Source organism: Rossellomorea sp. NS-SX7, from assembly GCF_052828565.1.
Window position 1 is genome coordinate 196,515 of record NZ_CM128249.1, and the last position, 21,851, is coordinate 218,365.

The 21,851-nt window shown below is 47.8% G+C and carries 18 protein-coding genes; 16 read left to right on the top strand and 2 right to left on the bottom strand.

What is annotated here, in order from left to right; translation table 11 throughout:
* The first annotated feature begins 3 nt into the window (after positions 1-3).
* The 12 genes from ilvD to thrB all read left to right on the top strand — a co-directional run bounded on the left by ilvD (position 4) and on the right by thrB (position 15,186).
* On the top strand, positions 4-1,671 hold the full coding sequence (gene ilvD, locus ACUXV2_RS00910; RefSeq protein ID WP_446245193.1) for a dihydroxy-acid dehydratase: 1,668 nt from the start codon (positions 4-6) through the stop codon (positions 1,669-1,671).
* Positions 1,672-2,059: 388 nt separating this feature from the next.
* Positions 2,060-3,781, top strand: a complete 1,722-nt coding sequence (gene ilvB, locus ACUXV2_RS00915) for an acetolactate synthase large subunit (protein WP_446245194.1) — start codon at positions 2,060-2,062, stop codon at positions 3,779-3,781.
* Positions 3,778-4,299 carry an acetolactate synthase small subunit gene (gene ilvN, locus ACUXV2_RS00920; protein WP_446245195.1) on the top strand — a complete coding sequence of 174 codons (522 nt, stop codon included), beginning with the start codon at positions 3,778-3,780 and terminating at the stop codon, positions 4,297-4,299. The genes ilvB and ilvN overlap by 4 nt, the downstream gene beginning before the upstream one ends.
* 56 nt (positions 4,300-4,355) lie before the next feature.
* Entirely contained in the window at positions 4,356-5,390 is a 1,035-nt protein-coding gene (gene ilvC, locus ACUXV2_RS00925; RefSeq protein ID WP_446245196.1) for a ketol-acid reductoisomerase, read from the top strand.
* Positions 5,377-6,930, top strand: coding sequence for a 2-isopropylmalate synthase (locus tag ACUXV2_RS00930; protein ID WP_446245197.1), 1,554 nt, complete (start codon positions 5,377-5,379; stop codon positions 6,928-6,930). Before ilvC ends, ACUXV2_RS00930 begins: the two co-directional genes overlap by 14 nt.
* A gap of 69 nt (positions 6,931-6,999) precedes the next feature.
* The gene (gene leuB / locus ACUXV2_RS00935) at positions 7,000-8,112 is read left to right on the top strand and encodes a 3-isopropylmalate dehydrogenase (RefSeq protein WP_446245198.1); all 1,113 of its coding nucleotides are present in this window, start codon (positions 7,000-7,002) and stop codon (positions 8,110-8,112) included.
* A gap of 127 nt (positions 8,113-8,239) precedes the next feature.
* Positions 8,240-9,655, top strand: a complete 1,416-nt coding sequence (gene leuC, locus ACUXV2_RS00940; protein WP_446245199.1) for a 3-isopropylmalate dehydratase large subunit — start codon at positions 8,240-8,242, stop codon at positions 9,653-9,655.
* Between the two features lie 12 nt (positions 9,656-9,667).
* Positions 9,668-10,273 (top strand): 3-isopropylmalate dehydratase small subunit, encoded by a 606-nt coding sequence (gene leuD / locus ACUXV2_RS00945; protein WP_446245200.1) that lies wholly within the window; start codon positions 9,668-9,670, stop codon positions 10,271-10,273.
* A complete protein-coding gene (gene ilvA / locus ACUXV2_RS00950; protein WP_446245201.1) occupies positions 10,273-11,256 on the top strand; it encodes a threonine ammonia-lyase in 984 nt (327 codons plus the stop codon). The genes leuD and ilvA overlap by 1 nt, the downstream gene beginning before the upstream one ends.
* Before the next feature lie 557 nt (positions 11,257-11,813).
* Positions 11,814-13,112 (top strand): homoserine dehydrogenase, encoded by a 1,299-nt coding sequence (locus tag ACUXV2_RS00955; RefSeq protein WP_446245202.1) that lies wholly within the window; start codon positions 11,814-11,816, stop codon positions 13,110-13,112.
* Positions 13,109-14,170: a threonine synthase gene (thrC, locus tag ACUXV2_RS00960; protein ID WP_446245203.1), complete on the top strand. Its 1,062-nt coding sequence runs from the start codon at positions 13,109-13,111 to the stop codon at positions 14,168-14,170. The genes ACUXV2_RS00955 and thrC overlap by 4 nt, the downstream gene beginning before the upstream one ends.
* The gene (gene thrB, locus ACUXV2_RS00965; protein WP_446245204.1) at positions 14,167-15,186 is read left to right on the top strand and encodes a homoserine kinase; all 1,020 of its coding nucleotides are present in this window, start codon (positions 14,167-14,169) and stop codon (positions 15,184-15,186) included. Before thrC ends, thrB begins: the two co-directional genes overlap by 4 nt.
* On the opposite strand, the gene ACUXV2_RS00970 is transcribed toward thrB, so the two are convergent.
* Entirely contained in the window at positions 15,135-15,440 is a 306-nt protein-coding gene (locus tag ACUXV2_RS00970; protein WP_446245205.1) for an AbrB/MazE/SpoVT family DNA-binding domain-containing protein, read from the bottom strand. The genes thrB and ACUXV2_RS00970 overlap by 52 nt on opposite strands.
* A 155-nt stretch (positions 15,441-15,595) precedes the next feature.
* Between ACUXV2_RS00970 and ACUXV2_RS00975 the strand changes: the two genes are divergently transcribed.
* The 3 genes from ACUXV2_RS00975 to ACUXV2_RS00985 all read left to right on the top strand — a co-directional run bounded on the left by ACUXV2_RS00975 (position 15,596) and on the right by ACUXV2_RS00985 (position 19,340).
* Positions 15,596-16,792 (top strand): cation:proton antiporter, encoded by a 1,197-nt coding sequence (locus ACUXV2_RS00975; protein ID WP_446245206.1) that lies wholly within the window; start codon positions 15,596-15,598, stop codon positions 16,790-16,792.
* A 78-nt stretch (positions 16,793-16,870) separates the two neighbouring features.
* Positions 16,871-18,181, top strand: a complete 1,311-nt coding sequence (locus ACUXV2_RS00980; protein ID WP_446245207.1) for an ATP-binding protein — start codon at positions 16,871-16,873, stop codon at positions 18,179-18,181.
* A gap of 28 nt (positions 18,182-18,209) precedes the next feature.
* The gene (locus tag ACUXV2_RS00985) at positions 18,210-19,340 is read left to right on the top strand and encodes a DEAD/DEAH box helicase (RefSeq protein WP_446245208.1); all 1,131 of its coding nucleotides are present in this window, start codon (positions 18,210-18,212) and stop codon (positions 19,338-19,340) included.
* An 88-nt stretch (positions 19,341-19,428) separates the two neighbouring features.
* Here ACUXV2_RS00985 and ACUXV2_RS00990 read toward each other — a convergent pair whose 3' ends face one another.
* Positions 19,429-21,036, bottom strand: coding sequence for an amidohydrolase (locus ACUXV2_RS00990; protein ID WP_446245209.1), 1,608 nt, complete (start codon positions 21,034-21,036; stop codon positions 19,429-19,431).
* Positions 21,037-21,180: 144 nt separating this feature from the next.
* On the opposite strand from ACUXV2_RS00990, the gene ACUXV2_RS00995 reads away from it, so the two are divergent.
* Positions 21,181-21,732, top strand: coding sequence for a GNAT family N-acetyltransferase (locus ACUXV2_RS00995; protein ID WP_446245210.1), 552 nt, complete (start codon positions 21,181-21,183; stop codon positions 21,730-21,732).
* Positions 21,733-21,851: the final 119 nt, after the last annotated feature.

Genomic DNA, 21,851 nt, shown 5'->3' on the forward strand with positions numbered 1-21,851 from the left:
GATGTGCGCAGTGACATGATCAAGAAAGGAATCGACAGGGCCCCGCACCGCAGTTTACTTTATGCAACGGGGGTAAAGCTACAAGATCTGGAAAAACCATTCATCGGAGTGTGTAACTCCTACATCGATATCATTCCCGGCCACATGCATCTCAATGGGTTTGCCCAAGTGGTGAAAGAGGCCATCCGGGAAGCTGGGGGAATCCCATTCGAATTCAACACCATCGGGGTGGATGACGGAATTGCAATGGGACATATCGGGATGAGGTATTCCCTGCCAAGCAGGGAGCTCATCGCGGATTCAGCCGAAACTGTCATCAACGCTCACTGGTTCGACGGAGTCTTCTACATCCCGAACTGTGACAAAATCACTCCGGGGATGCTGATGGCATCAGTCAGGACCAACGTCCCTTCCGTCTTTGTATCAGGCGGTCCGATGGAAGCGGGAGTATCGAGTGATGGAAGTCCTTTATCCCTCGTATCCGTTTTCGAAGGGGTCGGTGCCCACCAGTCAGGCAGGATGACAGCAGAGCAGCTCTTGGATATCGAGCAGAATGCCTGTCCTACCTGCGGCTCCTGTTCGGGAATGTTCACAGCGAATTCAATGAACTCCCTGATGGAAATGCTCGGCATGGCACCCCCGGGGAACGGGACGATCGTTGCCACTTCTGCTGATCGCCACCGGCTGATCAAAGACGCGGCCAAGCATTTGGTGGAGATGGTCAAGAAAGATATCAAGCCCCGTGACATCATCACGGAAGATACAATAGACGACGCATTCGCACTCGACATGGCGATGGGCGGGTCCACGAACACCGTCCTTCACACATTGGCGATCGCGAATGAAGCAGAAATCGATTATGACATCAACAGGATCAATAAGGTGGCAGAACGTGTCCCTTATTTATCGAAAATAAGCCCGGCATCCGACTATTCCATGCAGGATGTCCACAATGCCGGCGGAGTCAGCGCAATCATCAAGGAATTATGTGAAATGGGCGCTGTACACAAAGACAGGATCACGGTGACAGGGAAATCCCTTTATGAAAATGTAAAAGATTCTCACATCCAAAACGACGATGTGATCAGGAGCAAGGAAAATGCCCACAGTCCGGTCGGAGGATTATCGGTCCTCTTCGGGAATATTGCTCCTGATGGAGGAGTCATCAAGGTCGGTGCGGTCGATCCTTCGATCAAAACGTTCATGGGTGAAGCGATCGTGTATGAATCCCAGGATGAAGCACTCGCCGGCATCGAAAGCGGAGAAGTGAAGGAAGGTCACGTCGTTGTCATCCGTTATGAAGGACCAAAAGGAGGTCCGGGAATGCCTGAGATGCTCGCTCCTACAGCAGCGATTGCCGGCAGGGGCCTCGAGAAGAAAGTGGCACTCATGACGGACGGAAGGTTCTCCGGGGCATCCCGTGGCATTTCCATCGGCCATGTTTCTCCGGAAGCGGCTGAAGGAGGACCAATCGGGGTCATTGAAAATGGCGACGCGATTTTCATCGACTTAACGAATCGGACCATTTCATTGATGGTGTCGGAAGAAGAACTGAAATACAGACAGCAGGAGTGGGTACAGCCTCCTCCAAAAATCAAAAAGGGCTATCTCGCAAGATACGCAAAGCTGGTCACATCCGCAAGCACTGGCGGCATATTGAAAACCGAATAAGGTGGAAAGCGTTGAAGAGGTTAAAGGGTCGGGACTTGTATTTTCAGAGAGCTGGTGGTGCTGCAAACCAGTAATACACCCGATGCCGACATCCCCTCTGAGTATCGTTCTGAAAATCATGAGTAGGAACGGTCGAGTAGCTGTTACTCGTTACAAAAACAAAGGCTGATGCTCATAGATCAGCCTGCTGAGGGAGACGGCCCCTGTGCCGTCTCTGAACTAGGGTGGTACCGTGGAAAGGCACAAAGCCTTTTCACCCCTGCGAAAGATCAAATTCTGACGTAGTGGGTGGAAAGGCTTTTTTATATGGAAATTAACTGGAATGGAATGTGGAGTTGAAAACATAGTCAAGCGGCTTTAAAAATCGATTAAAAGGAGGAGATCAAAAATGAGAGCTAAGTTAGAGGCAGAACCGGCTTCACAGACACAGGCAGAAAAAGTCAACGGTGCTGACATGCTCATGAAGGCGTTAAGGGAGGAAAAAGTTGAAATTCTGTTTGGGTATCCGGGTGGAGCAGTCCTGCCAATCTATGATGCTCTATACAAAGCCCCGATCAAACATGTTCTCGCCAGGCATGAACAGGGAGCCATCCATGCTGCTGAAGGATATGCACGGGTGTCAGGGAAACCGGGAGTCGTGATTGCCACATCGGGACCAGGAGCAACGAATCTGGTAACCGGAATCGCAGATGCGATGATGGATTCGCTGCCGCTTGTCATCTTCACCGGCCAGGTTGCTTCAGGAGTGATCGGGACGGACGCATTCCAGGAAGCGGATGTGGTCGGGATCACGATGCCGATTACGAAGCATAATTATCAGGTCCGGGATATCAAGGAATTGCCAAGAATCGTGAAAGAGGCATTCCATATTGCATCGACTGGCCGGCCGGGTCCCGTACTTGTGGATATTCCGAAAGATTTGACTGTGCAGGCTGCCCCTTCTGTAAAGGATGTGGAGATGGACCTGCCGGGCTATCAGCCGAATTTCTATCCGAATCCGCTTCAAATCAGGAAGCTGGTGGATGCCATCAAAGTTTCAAAAAGACCCGTGATCTTAGCGGGAGCAGGCGTTTTACACGGTAAAGCGTCTGAAGAATTAAAAAACTTTGCAGAACTTTACGATCTTCCGGTCATTCATACGCTTTTGGGATTGGGAGGATTTCCGGCAGACCACCCGTTATTTCTAGGCATGGCAGGGATGCATGGCTGTTATACGAGTAATATGGCCCTTTATGAATGTGATCTCTTAATCAATATCGGCGCCAGATTCGATGACAGGCTCACAGGGAACCTTGCCACCTTTGCCCCGAAAGCAAAAGTGGTCCACATCGATATCGATCCGGCTGAAATCGGGAAAAACGTGACGACACACATCCCGATCGTGGCTGATTCAAAGCAGGCGCTCTTGAAAATTCTTGAGCACGAGGCGGAAAGAGGGGATACAGAAGACTGGCACCGCCATCTGCACGCTTATAAGCTTGAAAATCCTTTCTGGTACACCAAAACGAATGATGTATTGTCGCCGCAGCTTTTAATCGAGCAAGTATATGAAATGACGAACGGCGAAGCAATCGTCACAACCGATGTAGGTCAGCACCAAATGTGGGCGGCACAATATTATTCATTTAAAAAGCCGAATAACTGGGTGACTTCCGGGGGGCTTGGCACGATGGGCTTCGGATTCCCGGCGGCAATCGGCGCCCAGCTTGCGAACCCGTCCAGCAAGGTCGTTGCTTTTGTGGGAGACGGAGGTTTCCAGATGACGCTTCAGGAGCTGGTCCTGTTAAAAGAACTCAACCTTCCTGTCAAAGTCGTGCTGCTGAACAACAGCACGCTTGGAATGGTAAGGCAGTGGCAGGAAACCTTCTATGAAGAGAGATATTCACAGTCACTCTTCTCCCTGCAGCCCGATTTTGTAAAACTTGCTGAATCATACGGAATCAAGGGTTATCGAGTGAAAACCCAAGAGGAAGCCGAAACGGTATTAAAAGAGGCATTGACGAGTGACGAACCAGTCCTCATAGACTGCCTGGTAAATCCTAAGGAGAATGTTTATCCGATGGTCGCCCCAGGTAAGGGAATTCACGAAATGTTAGGGGTGAAACCATGAAGAGGATTGTAACAGCGCTGGTCCATAACCGCAGCGGAGTACTCAATCGGGTAACAGGATTATTTACGAAGCGCCAGTTCAACATCGAAAGCATTTCGGTCGGCTACACCGAGGTGGAAGGGATTTCGCGGATGACCTTCGTCGTAAACGTGGAAGACGACCGCAAAATCGAACAGCTGTTGAAACAGCTTCATAAACAAATCGACGTCCTGAAGGTAACGGATATCACCGATCAAGGGGTTGTAGCCAGAGAGCTGGCTCTCATCAAAGTACTGAGCACCGGCCAGACGAGATCTGAAATCAATGGCATCGTTGAACCGTTCAGGGCTTCCATCATCGATGTAGCCAGAGACAGCGTCACTGTCCAGGTAACCGGTGAAACGCCAAAGATCGAAGCAATCATCGACTTATTAAGACCATATGGCATCAAGGAAATTGCCCGTACCGGCATCACCGCCTTTGCAAGGGGGAATGGAAAACCGGTCACGGAACTGAAACAGTACTCAATCGTGAACTAACGGAAACACCGCTAACCGGCGTAAATTTTATAAAAAAAATGGAGAGGATGAGCGAAATGGTAAAGGTATTTTATAACGGAGATGTGAATGAAGAGGTTTTAAAAGGGAAGAAGGTAGCAGTTGTAGGATACGGTTCCCAAGGTCATGCCCATGCACAGAACTTGAAGGAAAGCGGCTTTGATGTAGTGGTGGGTTTACGAAAAGGTAAGTCATGGGATCAGGCGGAAGCAGACGGATTGGATGTCTATTCTGTACGCGAAGCATGTGAACAGGCAGATGTGATCATGGTCCTTCTTCCGGATGAACATCAGCCTAAGGTGTATGAAGCAGAAATCAAGCCTGCTCTTACAGCCGGAAAAGCTTTAGCATTCGCTCATGGATTCAACATCCACTTCAGCCAGATCGTTCCGCCGGAAGATGTCGATGTATTCCTGGTTGCCCCGAAAGGACCGGGACATCTTGTACGCAGGACATTTGAAGAAGGTGCAGGTGTACCGGCACTATTCGGAGTTTATCAGGACGTATCAGGTCAAGCGCGTGATGTGGCACTAGCCTACGCGAAAGGAGTCGGTGCTGGACGGGCCGGAATCCTCGAAACCACGTTCCAGGAAGAAACGGAAACCGATCTATTCGGGGAGCAGGCGGTACTATGCGGAGGGCTGACTTCGCTGGTGAAGGCAGGATTCGAAACACTTGTGGAAGCAGGATATCAGAAAGAAGTTGCATACTTTGAATGTCTCCATGAACTGAAATTGATCGTCGATTTAATGTACGAACAAGGGCTTGAAGGCATGCGCTACTCGATTTCAGATACCGCACAATGGGGAGATTTCGTTTCCGGGCCGCGTGTCGTGAACGAAGAAACGAAAGCCCGCATGAAGGATGTATTGACAGACATTCAAACAGGAAAATTTGCAAAAGGCTGGATCCTCGAGAACCAGGCGAACCGTCCGGAATTCAACGCCATCAACCAGCGTGAAAGCAAGCATGAAATTGAAGTCGTAGGGAAAGAGCTTCGCAAAATGATGCCATTTGTACAACCGAAATCCTCTAAAAAAGAGAAGGAAGTGGTAGCGAGTGCGAACCATTGATATTTTTGACACAACGCTTAGAGACGGAGAACAATCTGCCGGTGTAAATCTGAACACAGTTGAAAAAATTGAAGTGGCAAAGCAGCTCGAACGACTTGGGGTCGACGTCATTGAAGCTGGGTTTCCTGCAGCTTCAAAAGGCGATTTCGATGCAGTGAAACGAATCGGGGAAACGGTCAAAAACAGTTCTGTAACAGGTTTGGCGAGAGCCCAGAAGCGTGATATCGATGCAGTTTGGGAATCGCTCAAAACAACAGCCGAGCCAAGGCTTCACGTCTTTCTCGCTACTTCACCGATTCATATGACCCACAAGCTGAAGATGTCGCCTGATCAGGTGATCGAGTCGGCAGTGGAAGCCGTGAAATATGCGAAGAAGTTTTTTCCGGTCGTTCAGTGGTCAGCAGAAGACGCAGGCAGGTCGGATTTAAATTTTCTCGTGAAAATCATGGAAAAGGTGATCGATGCAGGTGCATCGGTCATCAACCTTCCAGATACAGTCGGATATATGACACCCCAGAAATACGGTGAGATGTTCCGGTTTGTACGAGAAAACGTACCGAATATCGAAGGGGTGAAATTATCGGCCCACTGCCACGATGACCTTGGGATGGCAACAGCCAATTCACTAGCTGCCATTGAAAATGGAGCCGATCAAATCGAAGGTACCATCAATGGTATCGGAGAGCGGGCAGGAAATGCGGCGCTTGAAGAAGTGGCGGTCGCCCTTCGGATCCGCGAAGACTTTTATGGAGCAACTACCCGCTTAAAACTTGATGAAATCAAGAAAACGAGTGCACTCGTCAGCAAGCTGACCGGAATGAGGGTCCCTGCAAACAAAGCCGTCGTCGGCAACAACGCATTCGCCCACGAATCCGGGATTCACCAGGACGGCATGCTGAAGGAGAAAACGACTTATGAAATCATTACGCCGGAGTTGATCGGGGTTAACTCCACGAGACTCGTACTAGGCAAACACTCAGGGCGTCATGCTTTTAAAAATAAAGCTGTGGAATTAGGCTTCGACCTGACAGAAGAAAAGCTGAATGAAGCGTTCCATACATTTAAGGATCTTGCTGATAAAAAGAAGGAGATCGTCGACGAAGATCTTTTCAGTATCCTGACGAACAAACAAACGGAAATCGGCGAAGGCGCCGGCTTCAATCTCGAAAGAATGCAGGTTCAATACGGCATGGACAATATCCCGACTGCCACGATCGAGCTTCGTGATGAAAACGGAGACCTGAAGCAGCTCGCCTCGACCGGGTCGGGAAGCGTGGAAGCCATCTACAATACGATCGAAGCGATGCTTCCTTCACCATCCAAGCTTCTTGATTACAAGATCAACTCAGTCGGCGGAGGACGAGATGCGCTGGCTGAAGTATATGTCCGACTCGAATATGACGGAGAAAACACCAGCGGCCGCGGCACCGCCCAGGATGTCCTCGAGGCATCTGCACGAGCTTACCTGAATGCAGTGAATCGATTGATGCAGAAGAAAGCGACGATGAAGGAGAAAGTGGCTGTGAAGGCTGGAGTATAAATTTTTAAAAAATAAAGGGATGCACCTGTCACCTGGCGGGTGCTTCCACTAAAACAGGAGGTAGTTCTAATGAAGAAAAAAATCGCAGTGTTGCCTGGAGACGGTATCGGTCAAGAGATTATGGATGGTGCATTAGAAGTACTGAAAGCGGTAGGTGACTGGTTCGGCCATGAGTTCGAGGTGGAGAAAGGCTACATCGGCGGAGCAGCCGTCGATCGGTTCGGTACCCCGTTACCTCCTGAAACCGTCAAGCTTTGTAGGGGAAGTGACGCCGTGCTGCTGGGAGCAGTCGGCGGACCGAAATGGGAGCACCTTCCAAAAGAACAGCGCCCTGAAAAAGGACTGCTTGCCATCCGCAAAGAGTTCAATCTATTTGCTAATCTAAGGCCGGTTAAAGCATTCGAAAGCTTACTGAATGCCTCTCCTTTGAAAAGAGAGATGGTGGAAGACGTTGATCTGGTGATTGTCCGTGAGTTGACGGGAGGCTTATATTTCGGCCAGCCATCCGGCCGCCAGGGGAAAAATGATGAGGTAGCGGTCGATACATTGGTATATGAACGAAGCGAGATTGAACGGATCGTCCGTAAAGCTTTTGCCCTTGCCAGGAAACGGAAGAAAAAGTTAACATCCGTCGATAAGGCAAACGTGCTGGAAACGAGCCGAATGTGGCGGGAAGTCGTAAATGAAGTGGCAGAGGAATACCCGGATGTGGAAGTCGAGCACATGCTGGTGGACGTAGCCGCCATGAAGCTGATGTATCAGCCGAAGCAATTCGATGTACTGGTAACGGAGAATATGTTCGGAGATATCCTGAGCGATGAGGCTTCCATGATCACTGGATCCCTTGGAATGCTGCCTTCTGCAAGTTTAAGAGAGGATTCATTCGGACTCTATGAACCGGTACACGGCTCCGCACCGGACATCGCAGGTAAAGGAAAAGCCAATCCGCTTGCTATGATTCTATCGGTAGCGATGATGCTTCGTCACTCGTTCGGTTTGAAAGAAGAAGCCGAAATGATCGAAATGGCCGTGCAGGAAGTATTGAACGCCGGCTACCGTACCGGTGATCTGTGGACGATGGGACGCGGAACCGTTGTCGGAACAGGTGCGATGAGCCAGCTTGTCGTAGAGCGTCTGGAAGCGGATCATGCGTTGAGTTCGATTTTGTCGGCTTATATGTAGGGGTGGAGACAGCGTTGGAAGGGTGTCGGAAATCCGTGTATTTTCTCGGAAAATAGTGGTTTCGTCCTTATATCGTAATAAAGCAAAATCAACAAAGCAATGAAACTACCGAACCAGGAGGGAGATCATGGCAGGGAAAAATATCATTGAAAAGATATGGAAAAAACATATTGTGCACGAAGAGAAAGGAAAGCCGGATTTGCTGTATATCGATCTGCACCTTGTTCATGAGGTGACATCTCCCCAGGCCTTTGAGGGGCTTCGTCTCAAGAAAAGAAAAGTTAGAAGGCCGGATTTGACCTATGCAACGATGGATCATAATGTCCCTACCCGTGAGCGGCACATTGTCCGGGATGAAATCGCCAGGCTGCAGATGGATACGCTGAAGAAAAATTGCGAAGAGTTCAATGTGGAACTGTCAGACATCCACCACCCTGATCAGGGAATTGTTCATGTGATCGGTCCGGAGCTTGGGCTGACACAGCCGGGTAAAACAATCGTTTGCGGCGATAGCCATACATCGACTCACGGTGCATTCGGGGCACTCGCATTCGGGATCGGGACCAGTGAAGTGGAGCACGTACTCGCGACCCAGACCCTTTGGCAGTCCAAACCGAAAACACTGCAGGTGGAAGTGACCGGCGAACTTGGTTTCGGGGTCTCGGCAAAAGATGTGATCCTTCATATTATTTCGGCTTACGGAGTGGGCTTTGGTACCGGCTATGTCATTGAATTCACTGGTGATGTCATCAAAAACCTCACGATGGAAGAGCGGATGACGGTCTGCAATATGAGTATCGAAGCAGGGGCAAAGGCAGGATTGATCTCACCTGATGAGGTGACGTTCGAATACCTTGAAGGAAGAGAGCATCTGCCGAAACATAAATCATATGAAGAACTGAAAGCAGAATGGCGTTCACTCCAAAGCGATAGTGATGCCGTGTACGATGATCATATCACAGTCAAGGGTGAAGATATCGAGCCTCATGTAACATGGGGCACGAACCCCGGCATGGGAGCGGGTATTTCAAACTCCGTCCCTTATCCGGAAGACTTCGAGGACCCTTCAGACAAGGAAGGGACCGAGCGTGCTCTCCGTTATATGGGACTTCAAGCAGGGATGTCGATTGAAGATATCCAGGTGGATTATGTGTTCATAGGCTCATGTACCAATTCTCGTTTGAGCGATTTGAGAGCGGCAGCAGAGGTCGTGAAGGGCCATAAAGTAAAACCGGAAGTTACTGCTCTTGTAGTTCCAGGGTCTTTCAAGGTCAAACAAGCGGCTGAAGCAGAAGGGCTGCACGACATTTTTAAAGAAGCGGGGTTCGAATGGAGAGAAGCGGGATGCAGCATGTGTCTTGCCATGAATGACGATATCGTTCCTCCGGGGAAACGATGTGCATCGACATCCAATCGGAACTTTGAGGGACGTCAGGGGAACGGATCACGGACCCACCTTCTCAGTCCTGCAATGGCCGCTGCAGCAGCGGTTACCGGCAAACTGACAGACGTAAGAAAACTAAAAGCAGCGACAGTATCCTAAGGAGGGGGAACCATGGCAATCAATCATTTGGAGGGAAAGGTATTCCCTCTTCAACGCGACAATGTCGATACAGATCAAATTATTCCGAAGCAATTTTTAAAAAGAATTGAACGCAAAGGGTTCGGTCAGTTCCTTTTTTATCACTGGCGCTTTGAAGATGACGGGAAAACCCTGAGAGAAGACTTTCAGCTGGACACTCCTAAGTATCATGACTCTGAAATTCTTCTCGGCGGAAAAAATTTTGGCTGCGGTTCATCAAGGGAGCATGCTCCCTGGTCATTGCAGGATTTTGGATTCAAGGTGGTCATCGCCAAAAGCTTTGCGGATATTTTTTACAATAACTGTCTGAAAAATGGGATCCTGCCGATCTCATTAGCTGAAGATACCGTTGATGCCCTATTTAAAAATGAACGAAAAGCAGACCTCTATAAGATTGAGGTTTCACTGGAATCTCAGATGCTTTGCGATTCTGAAGGGCTGATCGCATCATTCGAGGTCGATCCTTATTGGAAGACAATGCTGATGGAAGGACTCGATGAAATAGATCTGACATTGCATTATGGTGAGAAAATCCAGCAATACGAAAAACAAAATGAGGTGAGTGTCTTGGGGATTTAATGAATAGTGCTGACGTTGTAGAAGCGATGGAAAGAATCTGTGGTCAAGTGCATAGGACACCGTTGAAGCAGTCTTCGACATTGAATGCTTTCACTGGCGGAAACATTTATATGAAAATGGAAAACTTGCAGCGGACCGGCTCCTTTAAAGTAAGAGGGGCAATGAACAAAGTAATGTCCCTGTCCGAGGAGGAAGCAGCAAGAGGGATCATCTGCGCTTCCGCAGGAAATCATGCTCAGGGAGTCGCGCTTGCTGCCTCTCAGCGGAACGCGGGTTCTAAAATCTTTATGCCAAAACGGACGCCATGTGCAAAAGTGGAGGCGACTAAGCATTATGGAGCGAACATCGTATTAGAAGGAGAGACCTATCAAGAAGCTTATAGTGCTGCCGTCAAAGAAATGAAGGAAAAAGGCTCGACATTCGTTCATGCATTTGATGATCCGAAAGTGATGGCGGGGCAGGGAACCGTCGCACTTGAAATGCTTCAGCAGCTCAGCGATCTGGACACGATCCTGGTCCCGGTCGGAGGCGGAGGCCTTCTTGCCGGCATGGCGCTGGCGGTAAAATCCTTTAATCCAAAAGTGAACATCATTGGAGTGCAGGCTCTCGGGGCACCGGCCACCTATAATTTCTTCACAGGGAAAAACAAAGGATCCCTGAATCATGTGCACACCATCGCCGATGGTATCCTGGTCAAGAAACCAGGAGAACTGACCTTCCCGATCATCCGCAAATACGTGGATGATATGGTCACGGTGACCGATGAAGAAATCTCGTACGCGATGATGTTCATGCTTCAGCGTGAGAAAACATTGGTAGAAGGTGCAGGTGCCGCCTCACTTGCTGCTGCGATGTGCCATAAAGTAAAGGTCCACGGGAAGAAGGTCGGCTGTGTCGTCTCCGGCGGCAATGCCGATCCAAGCAAAATCCCTGTCTACCGGGAACTATCCAAGATGGTAAGGCAGCTTCATTATATCGGATAAAGAAGGACGGCTCCTGCTCTTCGACAAGATCAGGAGCGGTCCTCTGTTATTAATGGGGATTTTCAGGTGGAGTTGATTCAAATGGAGAAGGTCCTTAGTACGAACGGTAATGGTTATGTTTAGATATTCGTTTATAGTAACCTATCCAGCTTTTGATTGGAGTGGAAGACGAAGACTCCTGCGGGAGAAGTGGCCAATGTGAGACTTGTCCAGCTCGGGGGCTTAGAGGCACATGTCATAAGTCAAATCGACCAAGAAGGCAAAGAACGCCTTCGTGGTCGATTCGCCTTATGCCACCCGCCTCTCTTCAAAGCCCCTCCGCTTTTCTTCCCGCAGGCGAAGCCGAGGAGGCTCACGGGTCACCCGCGGAAAGCGAAGTCTTCCACGGAAATCAAAAGCGGCATTAAAAGTTTTTATTACATATCTACCAACAAAGAAAGCTCTTACATTCAAAAAATACGAAAATAGGTATTGTAATAGGAAATTATTTCTACTATAATGTCCTCTATACAAATACAAATGTACACCAGAAATAAACAATTGGAGGTTTTCGACTTATGGAATCAATTTCAATCGGACTTTTGGGACTCGGAACAGTGGGAGCCGGAGTAGTGAAGATCATTGAAAATCATCAGGATAAACTGTCGCATCAAATCGGCTGTCCTGTGAAAGTGAAAAAAGCCCTTGTTCAGGACTTGGAAAAAGATAGAGGACTTGAGATTGAGGATGGGGTTTTGACCTTGCATCCCGAAGACGTCCTGACCGACCCTGAAATTGATATTGTGGTCGAAGTAATGGGAGGAATCGAAGCGACGAAGGAGCATCTCCTCCAGGCGTTGAACAATAAGAAGCATGTCGTGACGGCAAACAAAGATTTGATGGCAGTACATGGACCGGAACTCCTGAAAGCAGCTTCAGCAAATGAATGTGACTTATTTTACGAGGCCAGCGTGGCAGGCGGCATCCCGATTTTAAGAAGTCTGGTAGACGGACTTGCATCCGACCGTATCACGAAAATGATGGGGATCGTCAACGGGACGACAAACTTCATCCTTACGAAGATGACAAAAGAAGGCCGGAGCTTTGAAGATGTATTGAAGCAAGCACAGGATCTTGGTTTTGCCGAAGCGGACCCGACAGCGGATGTAGGCGGGCTTGATGCGGCAAGAAAGATGGCGATCATGTCGACGCTCGGGTTTTCGATGAATGTGGATTTATCGGATGTGAAGGTGAAGGGAATCACCGATGTGACGGCTGAAGACATTGAATATGCAGGGCAGTTTGGATACACGATGAAGCTTATCGGGTATGCACACCGCGATGGGGAAAAGGTGGAGGTAAGCGTGGAGCCGGCATTGCTGCCGAATGACCACCCGCTTTCTTCCGTAAATGACGAGTACAACGCCGTTTATGTATACGGGGAAGCCGTCGGAGAAACGATGTTTTACGGTCCGGGAGCCGGAAGTCTTCCAACGGCAACTGCCGTCGTATCGGATATGGTCTGCACCATGAAGAACATGAGACTCGGCGTGACGGGTAAGAGTGCCGTGAATCCTCAGTTCCCGAAAAAATTAAAGGAACGCGAAGAAATTTCTTCTCAATACTTTTTACGCCTTCATGTCCAGGATGAAATCGGAGTCCTGGCGAAGCTGACGTCCATCTTTTCAAATCATGGGGTGAGCTTCGAGAAAATCCTTCAGAATCCGTTGAATGGAGCGGGATATTCTGAAATCGTCCTTGTCACTCATAAAGCATCGCTTGACCATTATGAGGACATTTTGATGGAGTTGAAGGATTACCATGCGATTCATTCGATCGAAAGCTCTTACCGAGTGGAAGGGGGAGAGAAGGGATGAGATGGAAAGGCCTGTTAGAGCAGTATGGAGAGTATCTTCCCCTCACGAATGAGACACCACTTTTAAGCCTGAATGAAGGAAATACACCATTGATCGAATTAAAAACACTTTCCGATGAATGGGGCATCGAGCTTTATGCCAAGGTTGAAGGAGCGAATCCGACAGGCTCTTTCAAGGATAGAGGAATGGTTCTGGCGGTCGCCAAAGCGATCGAAGACGGAAGTTCGACCGTGATTTGCGCGTCGACGGGGAATACATCCGCTTCTGCCGCTGCCTATGCAGCGAGGGCGGGCATCAAATGCATCGTCGTGATTCCTGAAGGGAAAATCGCTCAAGGGAAGCTTGCCCAGGCTGTCATGTACGGAGCAGAAATCATCTCAATCGAAGGGAATTTTGACGAGGCACTTGAAATCGTAAGGGAATTGAGCCACACCGAATCCATGACTCTAGTAAACTCGGTTAATCCGTATCGTCTTGAAGGGCAGAAGACTGCTGCGTTTGAAGTCATCGAAGGATTGGGGCAGGCACCAGATGTGCTCGCCATCCCAGTGGGCAATGCCGGGAATATTTCTGCCTACTGGAAAGGGTTCAAGGAATACAGCCAGCGCGAAAAATCAAGCCTGCCGCGAATGTTCGGGTTTGAAGCCTCAGGAGCTGCGGCAATTGTTCACAACAGGGTGTTCCCGCAGCCTGAAACGATTGCGACAGCGATCAGGATCGGCAATCCGGCAAGCTGGGATTATGCAGTGGATGCCCTGAAAGAATCGAATGGCCATATCGATGAAGTGACCGATGAGGAAATCCTCGACGCTTACAGGTTGATTGCGAAAAAAGAAGGGATTTTTGCAGAGCCGGCTTCTTGTGCATCGATTGCAGGGGTTAAGAAGAGCCTTGAAAATGGTGTGCTTGAAAAAGGAAGTAAAGTAGTAGCGGTACTCACTGGAAACGGTCTGAAAGATCCCGTGACAGCAATGGAATACAGTCCGGTTCAGCCGGTCAAGCTTCCGAATGATAAAGAAAAGGTGAAGGATTATATTAAAGGAACGATCGGGGTATGAAAAAGCGTGAAGCCAGGTCCTTTAAAGTCACCGTCCCGGCAAGCACCGCCAATTTAGGAGCAGGGTTTGATTCCCTTGGCTTGGCGCTTGATCTTTATTTGACAGTGGAGGCAGTAGAGTCTCGGTCGTGGCATGTAACGGCCCTTTCAAAGGAGCTGAAGGAATTTCCGACTGATGAAACACATTTTATTGTCGAGGTTGCCAAAGACACAGCAGAAGCTTACGGGAAAAAGCTCACTCCATGCCATTTATATGTGAAGAGTGATATTCCGTTGACAAGAGGGTTGGGATCGAGTGCAGCAGCGGTTGTAGCAGGAATTGAACTGGCCGATGCGTCTTGCGGACTTAATTTGTCCTTACAGAAGAAGCTCGAGCTTGCGACGAAGTATGAAGGGCACCCGGATAATGTCGGTGCCTCGTTATACGGAGGATTCGTGGTGAGCTGCCAGACGGAATCCGGGGTGAAGCTACTGCCTCTGTCCCAACTGCCGATTGAAGTGGTGACAGTCATTCCGAAGACTGAATTAAAGACGTCGGAATCGCGGAATGTACTGCCGGAAGGCATGAGCTTTCAGGAGTCTGTCCTTGCGGGATCGGTATCCAATGTACTTGTGGCAGCGTTTATCACACAAGATTGGGAGCTTGCAGGGAAGATGATGAAACAGGACCGCTACCATCAGCCATACCGCAAGAAGCTGCTGCCCCACTATGAGGCAGTCGAGGAAGTGGCAGGGAGATTTGGCGCATTTGGAGTGGCGCTTAGCGGAGCAGGCCCGACCATCGCATGCTTTGTTGAAAAGGAAGCAGGCGAATGGCTTTTAAGGCAGCTTCGGCAATCATTCCCGACCATGGACGTCCGTAAACTCTCGATCAGTACTACTGGCAGTAAAGTCGAAATATTGGAAGCCGGCCAGACGGAGGCCCGTCCCTCACCGCTTTCATGCGGCGGGGACGGGCCTCCGTCTTATTCGTCTTTGCAGCTAATGATGAAACATTTGTGTTCTTCGTTGATGTGAAGATTGTAAGGATCTTGAGGTGTGATGCCCATTTCTTCGCGAAGTTCCTTTGGGATGTGGACGGTTCCTTTCTCGGAGATGTAGCGTTTATTATTGGTGGAATCCTTTCGGGCGGGTTTGATATAGATGGAATCGTTTTGATAAATGAGCTCCGCCATTTTGCCGGGGATGAGCCCGAAGCGCTGCCTCCACTTTTTGGGCAAAGTGATCATCCCGCTGTTACTGAAGGTTTTGTTTTCATACAGTTGGCTCAAAATATCGAAACACCTTCTTTCCTCGTATATTTCTCTATAACCCGTAATTTGGAAAGGATAAACACAATCTTGCAAAAATGGGAACTTAGGCAGAGGCAGAACGTTTAGGCTGGGAATACGAAAGGGAATAGAGGAAAAAGACGTGTAGGCAGGAGGTGCTCATCATCGAACCAATCAGCATACTGATTCTGCTCATGATCGGTTATGCCGTATACACAATTGATAAAAAGAAGAAAAACCTCCCTGTGCCGGTGGTTTTGCTGTTGATCGGGATGATTCTTGGATTCTTTCCAGGCTTTGAAGAGATGGAACTGACGAAAAATACAATCTTTTATTGGTTTCTTCCCGCGCTATTATTCATATCAGCGTATCAATTTCCGGTACATTCTTTGAAAAGGTATGGCGGGGAAATATCCATCCTGAGTACAATCGGTATCTTCATCACTGCATTGTTCATGAGTGTTTTGGTTTATTTTACATTACAGCCTGCGTTGTCTATTTCCTTTATTGAAGCTCTGTTGATTTCCACTATCCTAACCCCGACAGACCCGGTTTCAGTCGTTTCAGTTTTAAAGCAATCATCAGAAAAACAGCAGCTTGCCGATGTAGTGGAAGGTGAATCCATGATCAATGATGGGACAAGTATTGTGTTATTTACCGTTGCAGCAGGTATTTACTTCGGTAAAGAATCCTATTCGTTTGCTTCATTCACAGGGGAGTTCCTATGGGTTTCGATAGGCGGGGCATTGACAGGGATATTACTCGGCTGGCTCGTGAGCAAAGCGATTCATTTTACGACAGATTCCCGGTACCAGATCATGCTTTCCATTATCCTGGCTTACGGAAGCTTTTATATAGCGGAGGAAATGGGCGTATCCGGAGTGCTCGCGACGGTCGCAAGCGGTATCATGCTTTCATTCGAATACGGCAGGACAATCAAAGAAAATCATTTCAGGAAGCATCTGGACGGATTTTGGGAGGTCATTGAACCAACAATCCTAACCTTTTTATTTCTATTAATAGGGATCAAAGCGGCCGGATACAGTTCTTTTTCTCTGCTTGGCTGGGTTTTCTTATTATTTATCATTACCTTACTGGTCCGCTATGTTATTATAATTGGTGTTGTAAAAATAAGAAAAACATGGAGGAGAACCTACGGCTGGAAGGAAGTATTCATCTTGACCTGGTCCGGCATCAAAGGGACGATGTCGGTGGCACTGCTTCTTGGTATGGAAGGAAAAGGGGCCGAATCCATTCAATCCATCTCGTTCGGAGTCATCATGTTTTCTTTGATTATTCAGAGCCTGGCAATCTATCCGCTTTCGAAAAAGCTTCTTTCTAAAAAGGATTAAGAAAGAATGCTGATAAATTGGCAGGATTTGTGAAAGTATAGAGGTAAGACTATAGTGAATTTAGGTGAATCACCCAATATGAGAAAAGCCAAAGAAATCGCCTTGAAAGTAGCTCTCGCTTACGTGCTGCTCGGAATACTCTGGGTTATTCTGTCAGACTATTTTTCTGTGATCCTTGCGCATGAAAAGCTTAGCCTGTACATCTACTTTCAACGCTTCAAGGGCTGGTTTTTTATATTTGTCACAGGAATCATCCTTTATCTGCTGGTATACCGGAGGACAAGGGATGTTATAGATTCCAATGAGCAATTAAGACAGAAAGAGCAGCAATTAAATATTCAGAATGAACATTATCATTCATTGTTCAAGCATAATCCTGATGGTGTATTCGAGCTCGATTTAAAAGGGAAGATCATGGCTGTTAATCCCGAGGCAGAATCCCTCTTGGAGGCCTCTCAGAAAGAGTTGGAAGACATTCAGTTAAGGAAGTTTCTCAAGGAAGAGGATGTAAGGGTGGTGACAGATCATTTTATCCAAACGCTCACTGGAAAAGGATCTATGTTTGAAACAAACATTCATCTGAACGGGAAAAAAAGAAAAATTCTACGATGTTCCTTTATTCCGATCATTGTAAGCGGTGATGTGACCGGTGTTTTCGTCATTGCAAGGGATATAACCCAGTTCAGAAAAAATGAGGAAATGATGATCGCTTCTGAAAAAATGTCAGTGATCGGACAGCTTGCTGCAGCGGTGGCACATGAAATCAGAAATCCACTCACATCCCTGAAAGGGTTCATACAACTGATAAAAACAACCGGCAGTGTGAATCATGATCATTTGGACATCATGCTTTCAGAAGTAGATCGAATCGACTTGATATCCGGGGAGATGCTGATACTAGGGAAACAACAAGATTTACATTATCAAACTGAAAATGTAGATTCGATTTTGCAGCAAGTGATCGTATTGATGGAAGCACAGGCGAACATTGATAACGTATCGATCGAATATAAACCCTATTCCTTAGAGCCGCTGAATGTGATGGCGGAAGCAAATCAATTGAAACAAGTCTTTATCAATATCATCAAAAATGCCGTTGAAGCCATTCCGGATGATCGAAGAGGGAAGGTATCCATTTCTCTGAACAGAAAAGACGGTGAGGCTCTTGTGATCGTATCGGATAATGGGACAGGCATGGACCCCGAAAGAATCGAGACAATTGGTGAACCGTTCTATTCGACAAAAGAGAAAGGTACCGGGCTGGGACTGGCTATCTGCAAAAAAATCATCGAAAAACACAAAGGAAAGATTGTCTTTCATAGTGAAAAACAAAAAGGCACTGTCGTGGAAATATGTTTGCCGCTAATAGAGGGAAATAGTTCGCGTTAGAATGCCGAAAGGGAAAGGAACAAGTAAAATGAATTCAACCTCTGCAATGATACAAGCACCATTTTTACAAAAAAACTGGGAGGAGTCCGGTTTCGCTGCATTAACTCCAGTACAGGAGCGCGTGCTGCCCCTCATATTTGAAGGTAAAGATGTAGTATGCGAATCACCGACAGGAACGGGAAAAACTCTGGCGTATATACTGCCGATCATTCAAGGGATCGATCCGAAGCGCAAGCAGGCACAAGCCGTCATTCTTGCCCCATCAAGAGAACTGGTGATGCAGATCCACCAGGAAATCCAGAAATGGGCAAAAGGCAGCGAGGTAACAAGTGCGGCTTTTATCGGCGGTGCCAACATAAAGAAGCAAGTTGAGAAACTAAAGAAAAAGCCTCACATCGTCGTCGGGACGACAGGACGGCTAATTGAACTGATGAAGCTGAAGAAGTTAAAGATGCATGAAGTCAAAACCATCGTTGTCGACGAGTTTGATTTAATGGTGGGGCAAGAGCATAAACGAGAAGTAGAAGACATCATCAAATCAACGCTTAAAGAGCGTCAGGTGCTCTTCTTCTCGGCTACTCTTTCCGATCGGACAGAAGAAGTGGCCGCCGATCTGCTTCAGAACCACGAAATCGTGAAGATGGATGCCAACCTAGATAATCCGAAAGTGGATCACATCTTTGTGTATACAGAACTTCGTGACAAGATTGAAGCATTACGAAGCATTGCTTACTTTAAAGACATCAAGGCGCTTGTGTTCTTCAATCAGCTTGAAAAGTTATCAGAAGCTGAAGAAAAGCTGAAGTACAAAGGCGTGGAACTTGAAGTCCTAGCAGGTGAATCGAAGAAAATGGAGCGGAAGCAATCCCTGGACCGCTTCAGGGCAGGCAAGGTGCCATTGCTTCTGACAACCGATGTCGCTGCACGTGGACTGGACATCACTGACGTATCCCATGTCATCCACTTTGATTTTCCGACTGACACTAAGCAGTACATCCACCGCTCAGGAAGAACAGGACGCATGGGAGCAGAGGGAACGGTCATTTCCCTCGTCTCCAAGCGCGAACAAAGTTTCCTTGAAAAGCTGAGCAAAGAACTTAATCTTCCATTCCAGGAAAAAACCATCCACAGCGGCGGATTGAAGAATCCACGCGGATAAATCTTGAAGGCCCGTCCCTCACTGCGTTAAAGCAATGGGACGGGCCTTTGTTTTTTGAATTCAATCCATTATTAGTCTGCATTTACAATCAGCTTTCATATACAATTGCTCCATCCATAACGGTCATAACTGTCTTCGCTTCAAGGATTTCATCAGGATCGGCTTCAAACAAGTTGCGGTCGAGTACGACGAGATCGGCTTTCTTGCCAGCTTCAATCGTACCTAATTCATTCTCACGAAAGTTTCCATACGCTGAGCTCTTCGTGTAATGAATAAGAGCCTCGCCGAGTGAAATCTTTTCTGAGGGGTTCCATCCGCCTTGAGGCGTGCCGTCTTCATGCTTACGGGTAACTGCACGGTACACGCCGAGCATCGGATTCAAATCCACAATCGGGAAGTCCGTACCGAACGCAAGCCTGGCTCCATGCTTTTGGAGTGAGCCGATCGGCCATGTGTACCTGGAACGATCACTTCCCAGGCGGTCTACATAAGCATGGGAATCCATCGATCCCGCGGTCAAATGTTCAGGCTGGATGGAGGCAATGACCCCAAGTTCTTGAAAACGCTGAAAATCGTCTGGATGGCATACTTCAATATGCTCGATCGTGTGGCGGGAATCACGTGCACCGTTCGCATCTCTTGCATGCTCGAATAAATCGAGCCCCATGCGGACAGCCCCGTCCCCGCATGCATGCAGCCTGACCCGGAAGCCTTCGCGATCGGCATCCTTAATCCATTGTTCGTATTGCTCAAAATCGTAAATCGTCCCGCCTTTCTCGAAAGGCCGGTCAGCATATGGCTCGAGCAGGAATCCGGTATATGTCAGGGGAACCCCATCAAGGAATTGTTTCACCCCTGAAAACTGCAGACTGTCCGAGCGATAGGACTCTCTATATGAAAGGCTTCTTTCAATGTTCCCGTCCAATACATCCAGGAAGTGAATCCTTGTCGACAGCTTTCCCTGTTCTTCAAAGCTTCGGTAAAAGGCAGGATCTCCAAGCGTATAACCCGGGAGAGGCAGCATATCTGAGACCGAAGTGATACCAAAAGATGCTGTTTTCTTAAGCATGTTCTCCATCAGTTTATTCTTCATCGCTTCATCAAACTGAAAGGCTCTCGTCACGTATTTTACGGCTGTTTCGTACAGAAACCCCGTAGGATCTCCGTTTTCATCCTTCTCTATTCTTCCAAATGGCGGTTCAGGAGTATGGCGGTCGATTCCTAGTTTCTGCAGGGCGGCGGTATTAAGCCACGCACTGTGCGCTTCCTCGTTTAACATGATTGCTGGTCTATGGGGCAGGTAGCGGTCCAGTGAATGACGGCTCGGCAGCTTCTGGCCTGGCCAGCGGACATGATGCCAGCCAAAGCCGAGGACCCATTCATCATCCGGGTGATTGCTTGCATAGCTGGCTGCCATCTTCGCCGTTTCATCTTCCGTCCCCCCATAGGTCAGTTGACAGAAGCTCTCAAACATCGCCCCGAGAAAAAAGTGAAGATGAAAGTCATGAAATCCTGCCATGACGAGTCGGTTACCCATATCAATAACCGCCGTCGAGGCATCAAGATAGCTTTCCAATTCAGAAGCAGGTCCTGCTCCAATGATTTTGTCCCCCCGTATCGCAACAAATCCCGGAGCGGGGAGGAGGGAGGTGCCGGTGAAGACAGCTTCACTCTTTATAATTTTCTGTGCTTTCATGAGCCTCATCCTTTACTGATTTCGTTATTGCTATTATACAGAACACTGAAGTGTGAAAAAACCGATATTTGTCAGTAGAAAGGTAATACAATGGAAGATGTTGAATAGTGCTAAGGAACAAACATTTAAAGAGGGGATTTCCATATGAATTTCACACAAGTGTTTCCGGTTTTAACGACCGATCGATTTCGTTTAAGACAAATGGATGAAAAGGATGCAGCCCAAGTATTTGATTACTTCTCAAAAGATGAAGTAACGAAATATTATGACCTCGAAACGTTTACTCAGGAAAGCCAGGCCGTTGAATTGATCAACCGGTGGAATACCAGGTTCATGAGGAATGAAGGCATACGGTGGGGAATCGCCGAGAAGGAATCCGGCAAGGTCATTGGAAGCTGCGGATACCATAGCTGGGAGAAGGAACATTATAAAGCGGAAATCGGGTTTGAAGTACATCCGGACTATTGGAGAAAGGGCGTCATGTCGGAAGTGCTGCAGCCTATCATCCACTTTGGATTCCAAACGTTGTCATTGAATCGAATTGAAGCTTTCTATGATTCTGAAAATACAGCATCGAAGGAATGTCTTTCTAAAGCGGGCTTCATTTTTGAAGGGGTATTGAGAAAAGCCGCTTTCGAAAAAGGGGTATTCTGCGACGCGGCAGTCTGCTCGATCTTAAAAGAAGAGTATGTATAAACAATTCAAGACGCTGCTTATGTATACTTCACATAAACAGCGTCTCAACTTAAGTAAACCTTATTCAATTACACGTTCTATCCTTTCTTACTAATACACATACCAAACATTCAATTAAT

What these genes read in the sequence shown, in the direction of transcription:
- thrC (WP_446245203.1), top strand. Translation starts at nt 13,109, where the DNA reads ATGAGATGGAAAGGCCTGTTAGAGCAGTATGGAGAGTATCTTCCCCTC.
- ilvA (WP_446245201.1), top strand. Translation starts at nt 10,273, where the DNA reads ATGAATAGTGCTGACGTTGTAGAAGCGATGGAAAGAATCTGTGGTCAA.
- leuD (WP_446245200.1), top strand. Translation starts at nt 9,668, where the DNA reads ATGGCAATCAATCATTTGGAGGGAAAGGTATTCCCTCTTCAACGCGAC.
- ACUXV2_RS00995 (WP_446245210.1), top strand. Translation starts at nt 21,181, where the DNA reads ATGAATTTCACACAAGTGTTTCCGGTTTTAACGACCGATCGATTTCGT.
- ACUXV2_RS00990 (WP_446245209.1), bottom strand. Translation starts at nt 21,036, where the DNA reads ATGAAAGCACAGAAAATTATAAAGAGTGAAGCTGTCTTCACCGGCACC.
- leuC (WP_446245199.1), top strand. Translation starts at nt 8,240, where the DNA reads ATGGCAGGGAAAAATATCATTGAAAAGATATGGAAAAAACATATTGTG.
- ACUXV2_RS00955 (WP_446245202.1), top strand. Translation starts at nt 11,814, where the DNA reads ATGGAATCAATTTCAATCGGACTTTTGGGACTCGGAACAGTGGGAGCC.
- leuB (WP_446245198.1), top strand. Translation starts at nt 7,000, where the DNA reads ATGAAGAAAAAAATCGCAGTGTTGCCTGGAGACGGTATCGGTCAAGAG.
- ilvN (WP_446245195.1), top strand. Translation starts at nt 3,778, where the DNA reads ATGAAGAGGATTGTAACAGCGCTGGTCCATAACCGCAGCGGAGTACTC.
- thrB (WP_446245204.1), top strand. Translation starts at nt 14,167, where the DNA reads ATGAAAAAGCGTGAAGCCAGGTCCTTTAAAGTCACCGTCCCGGCAAGC.
- ACUXV2_RS00985 (WP_446245208.1), top strand. Translation starts at nt 18,210, where the DNA reads ATGAATTCAACCTCTGCAATGATACAAGCACCATTTTTACAAAAAAAC.
- ACUXV2_RS00980 (WP_446245207.1), top strand. Translation starts at nt 16,871, where the DNA reads ATGAGAAAAGCCAAAGAAATCGCCTTGAAAGTAGCTCTCGCTTACGTG.
- ilvB (WP_446245194.1), top strand. Translation starts at nt 2,060, where the DNA reads ATGAGAGCTAAGTTAGAGGCAGAACCGGCTTCACAGACACAGGCAGAA.
- ilvC (WP_446245196.1), top strand. Translation starts at nt 4,356, where the DNA reads ATGGTAAAGGTATTTTATAACGGAGATGTGAATGAAGAGGTTTTAAAA.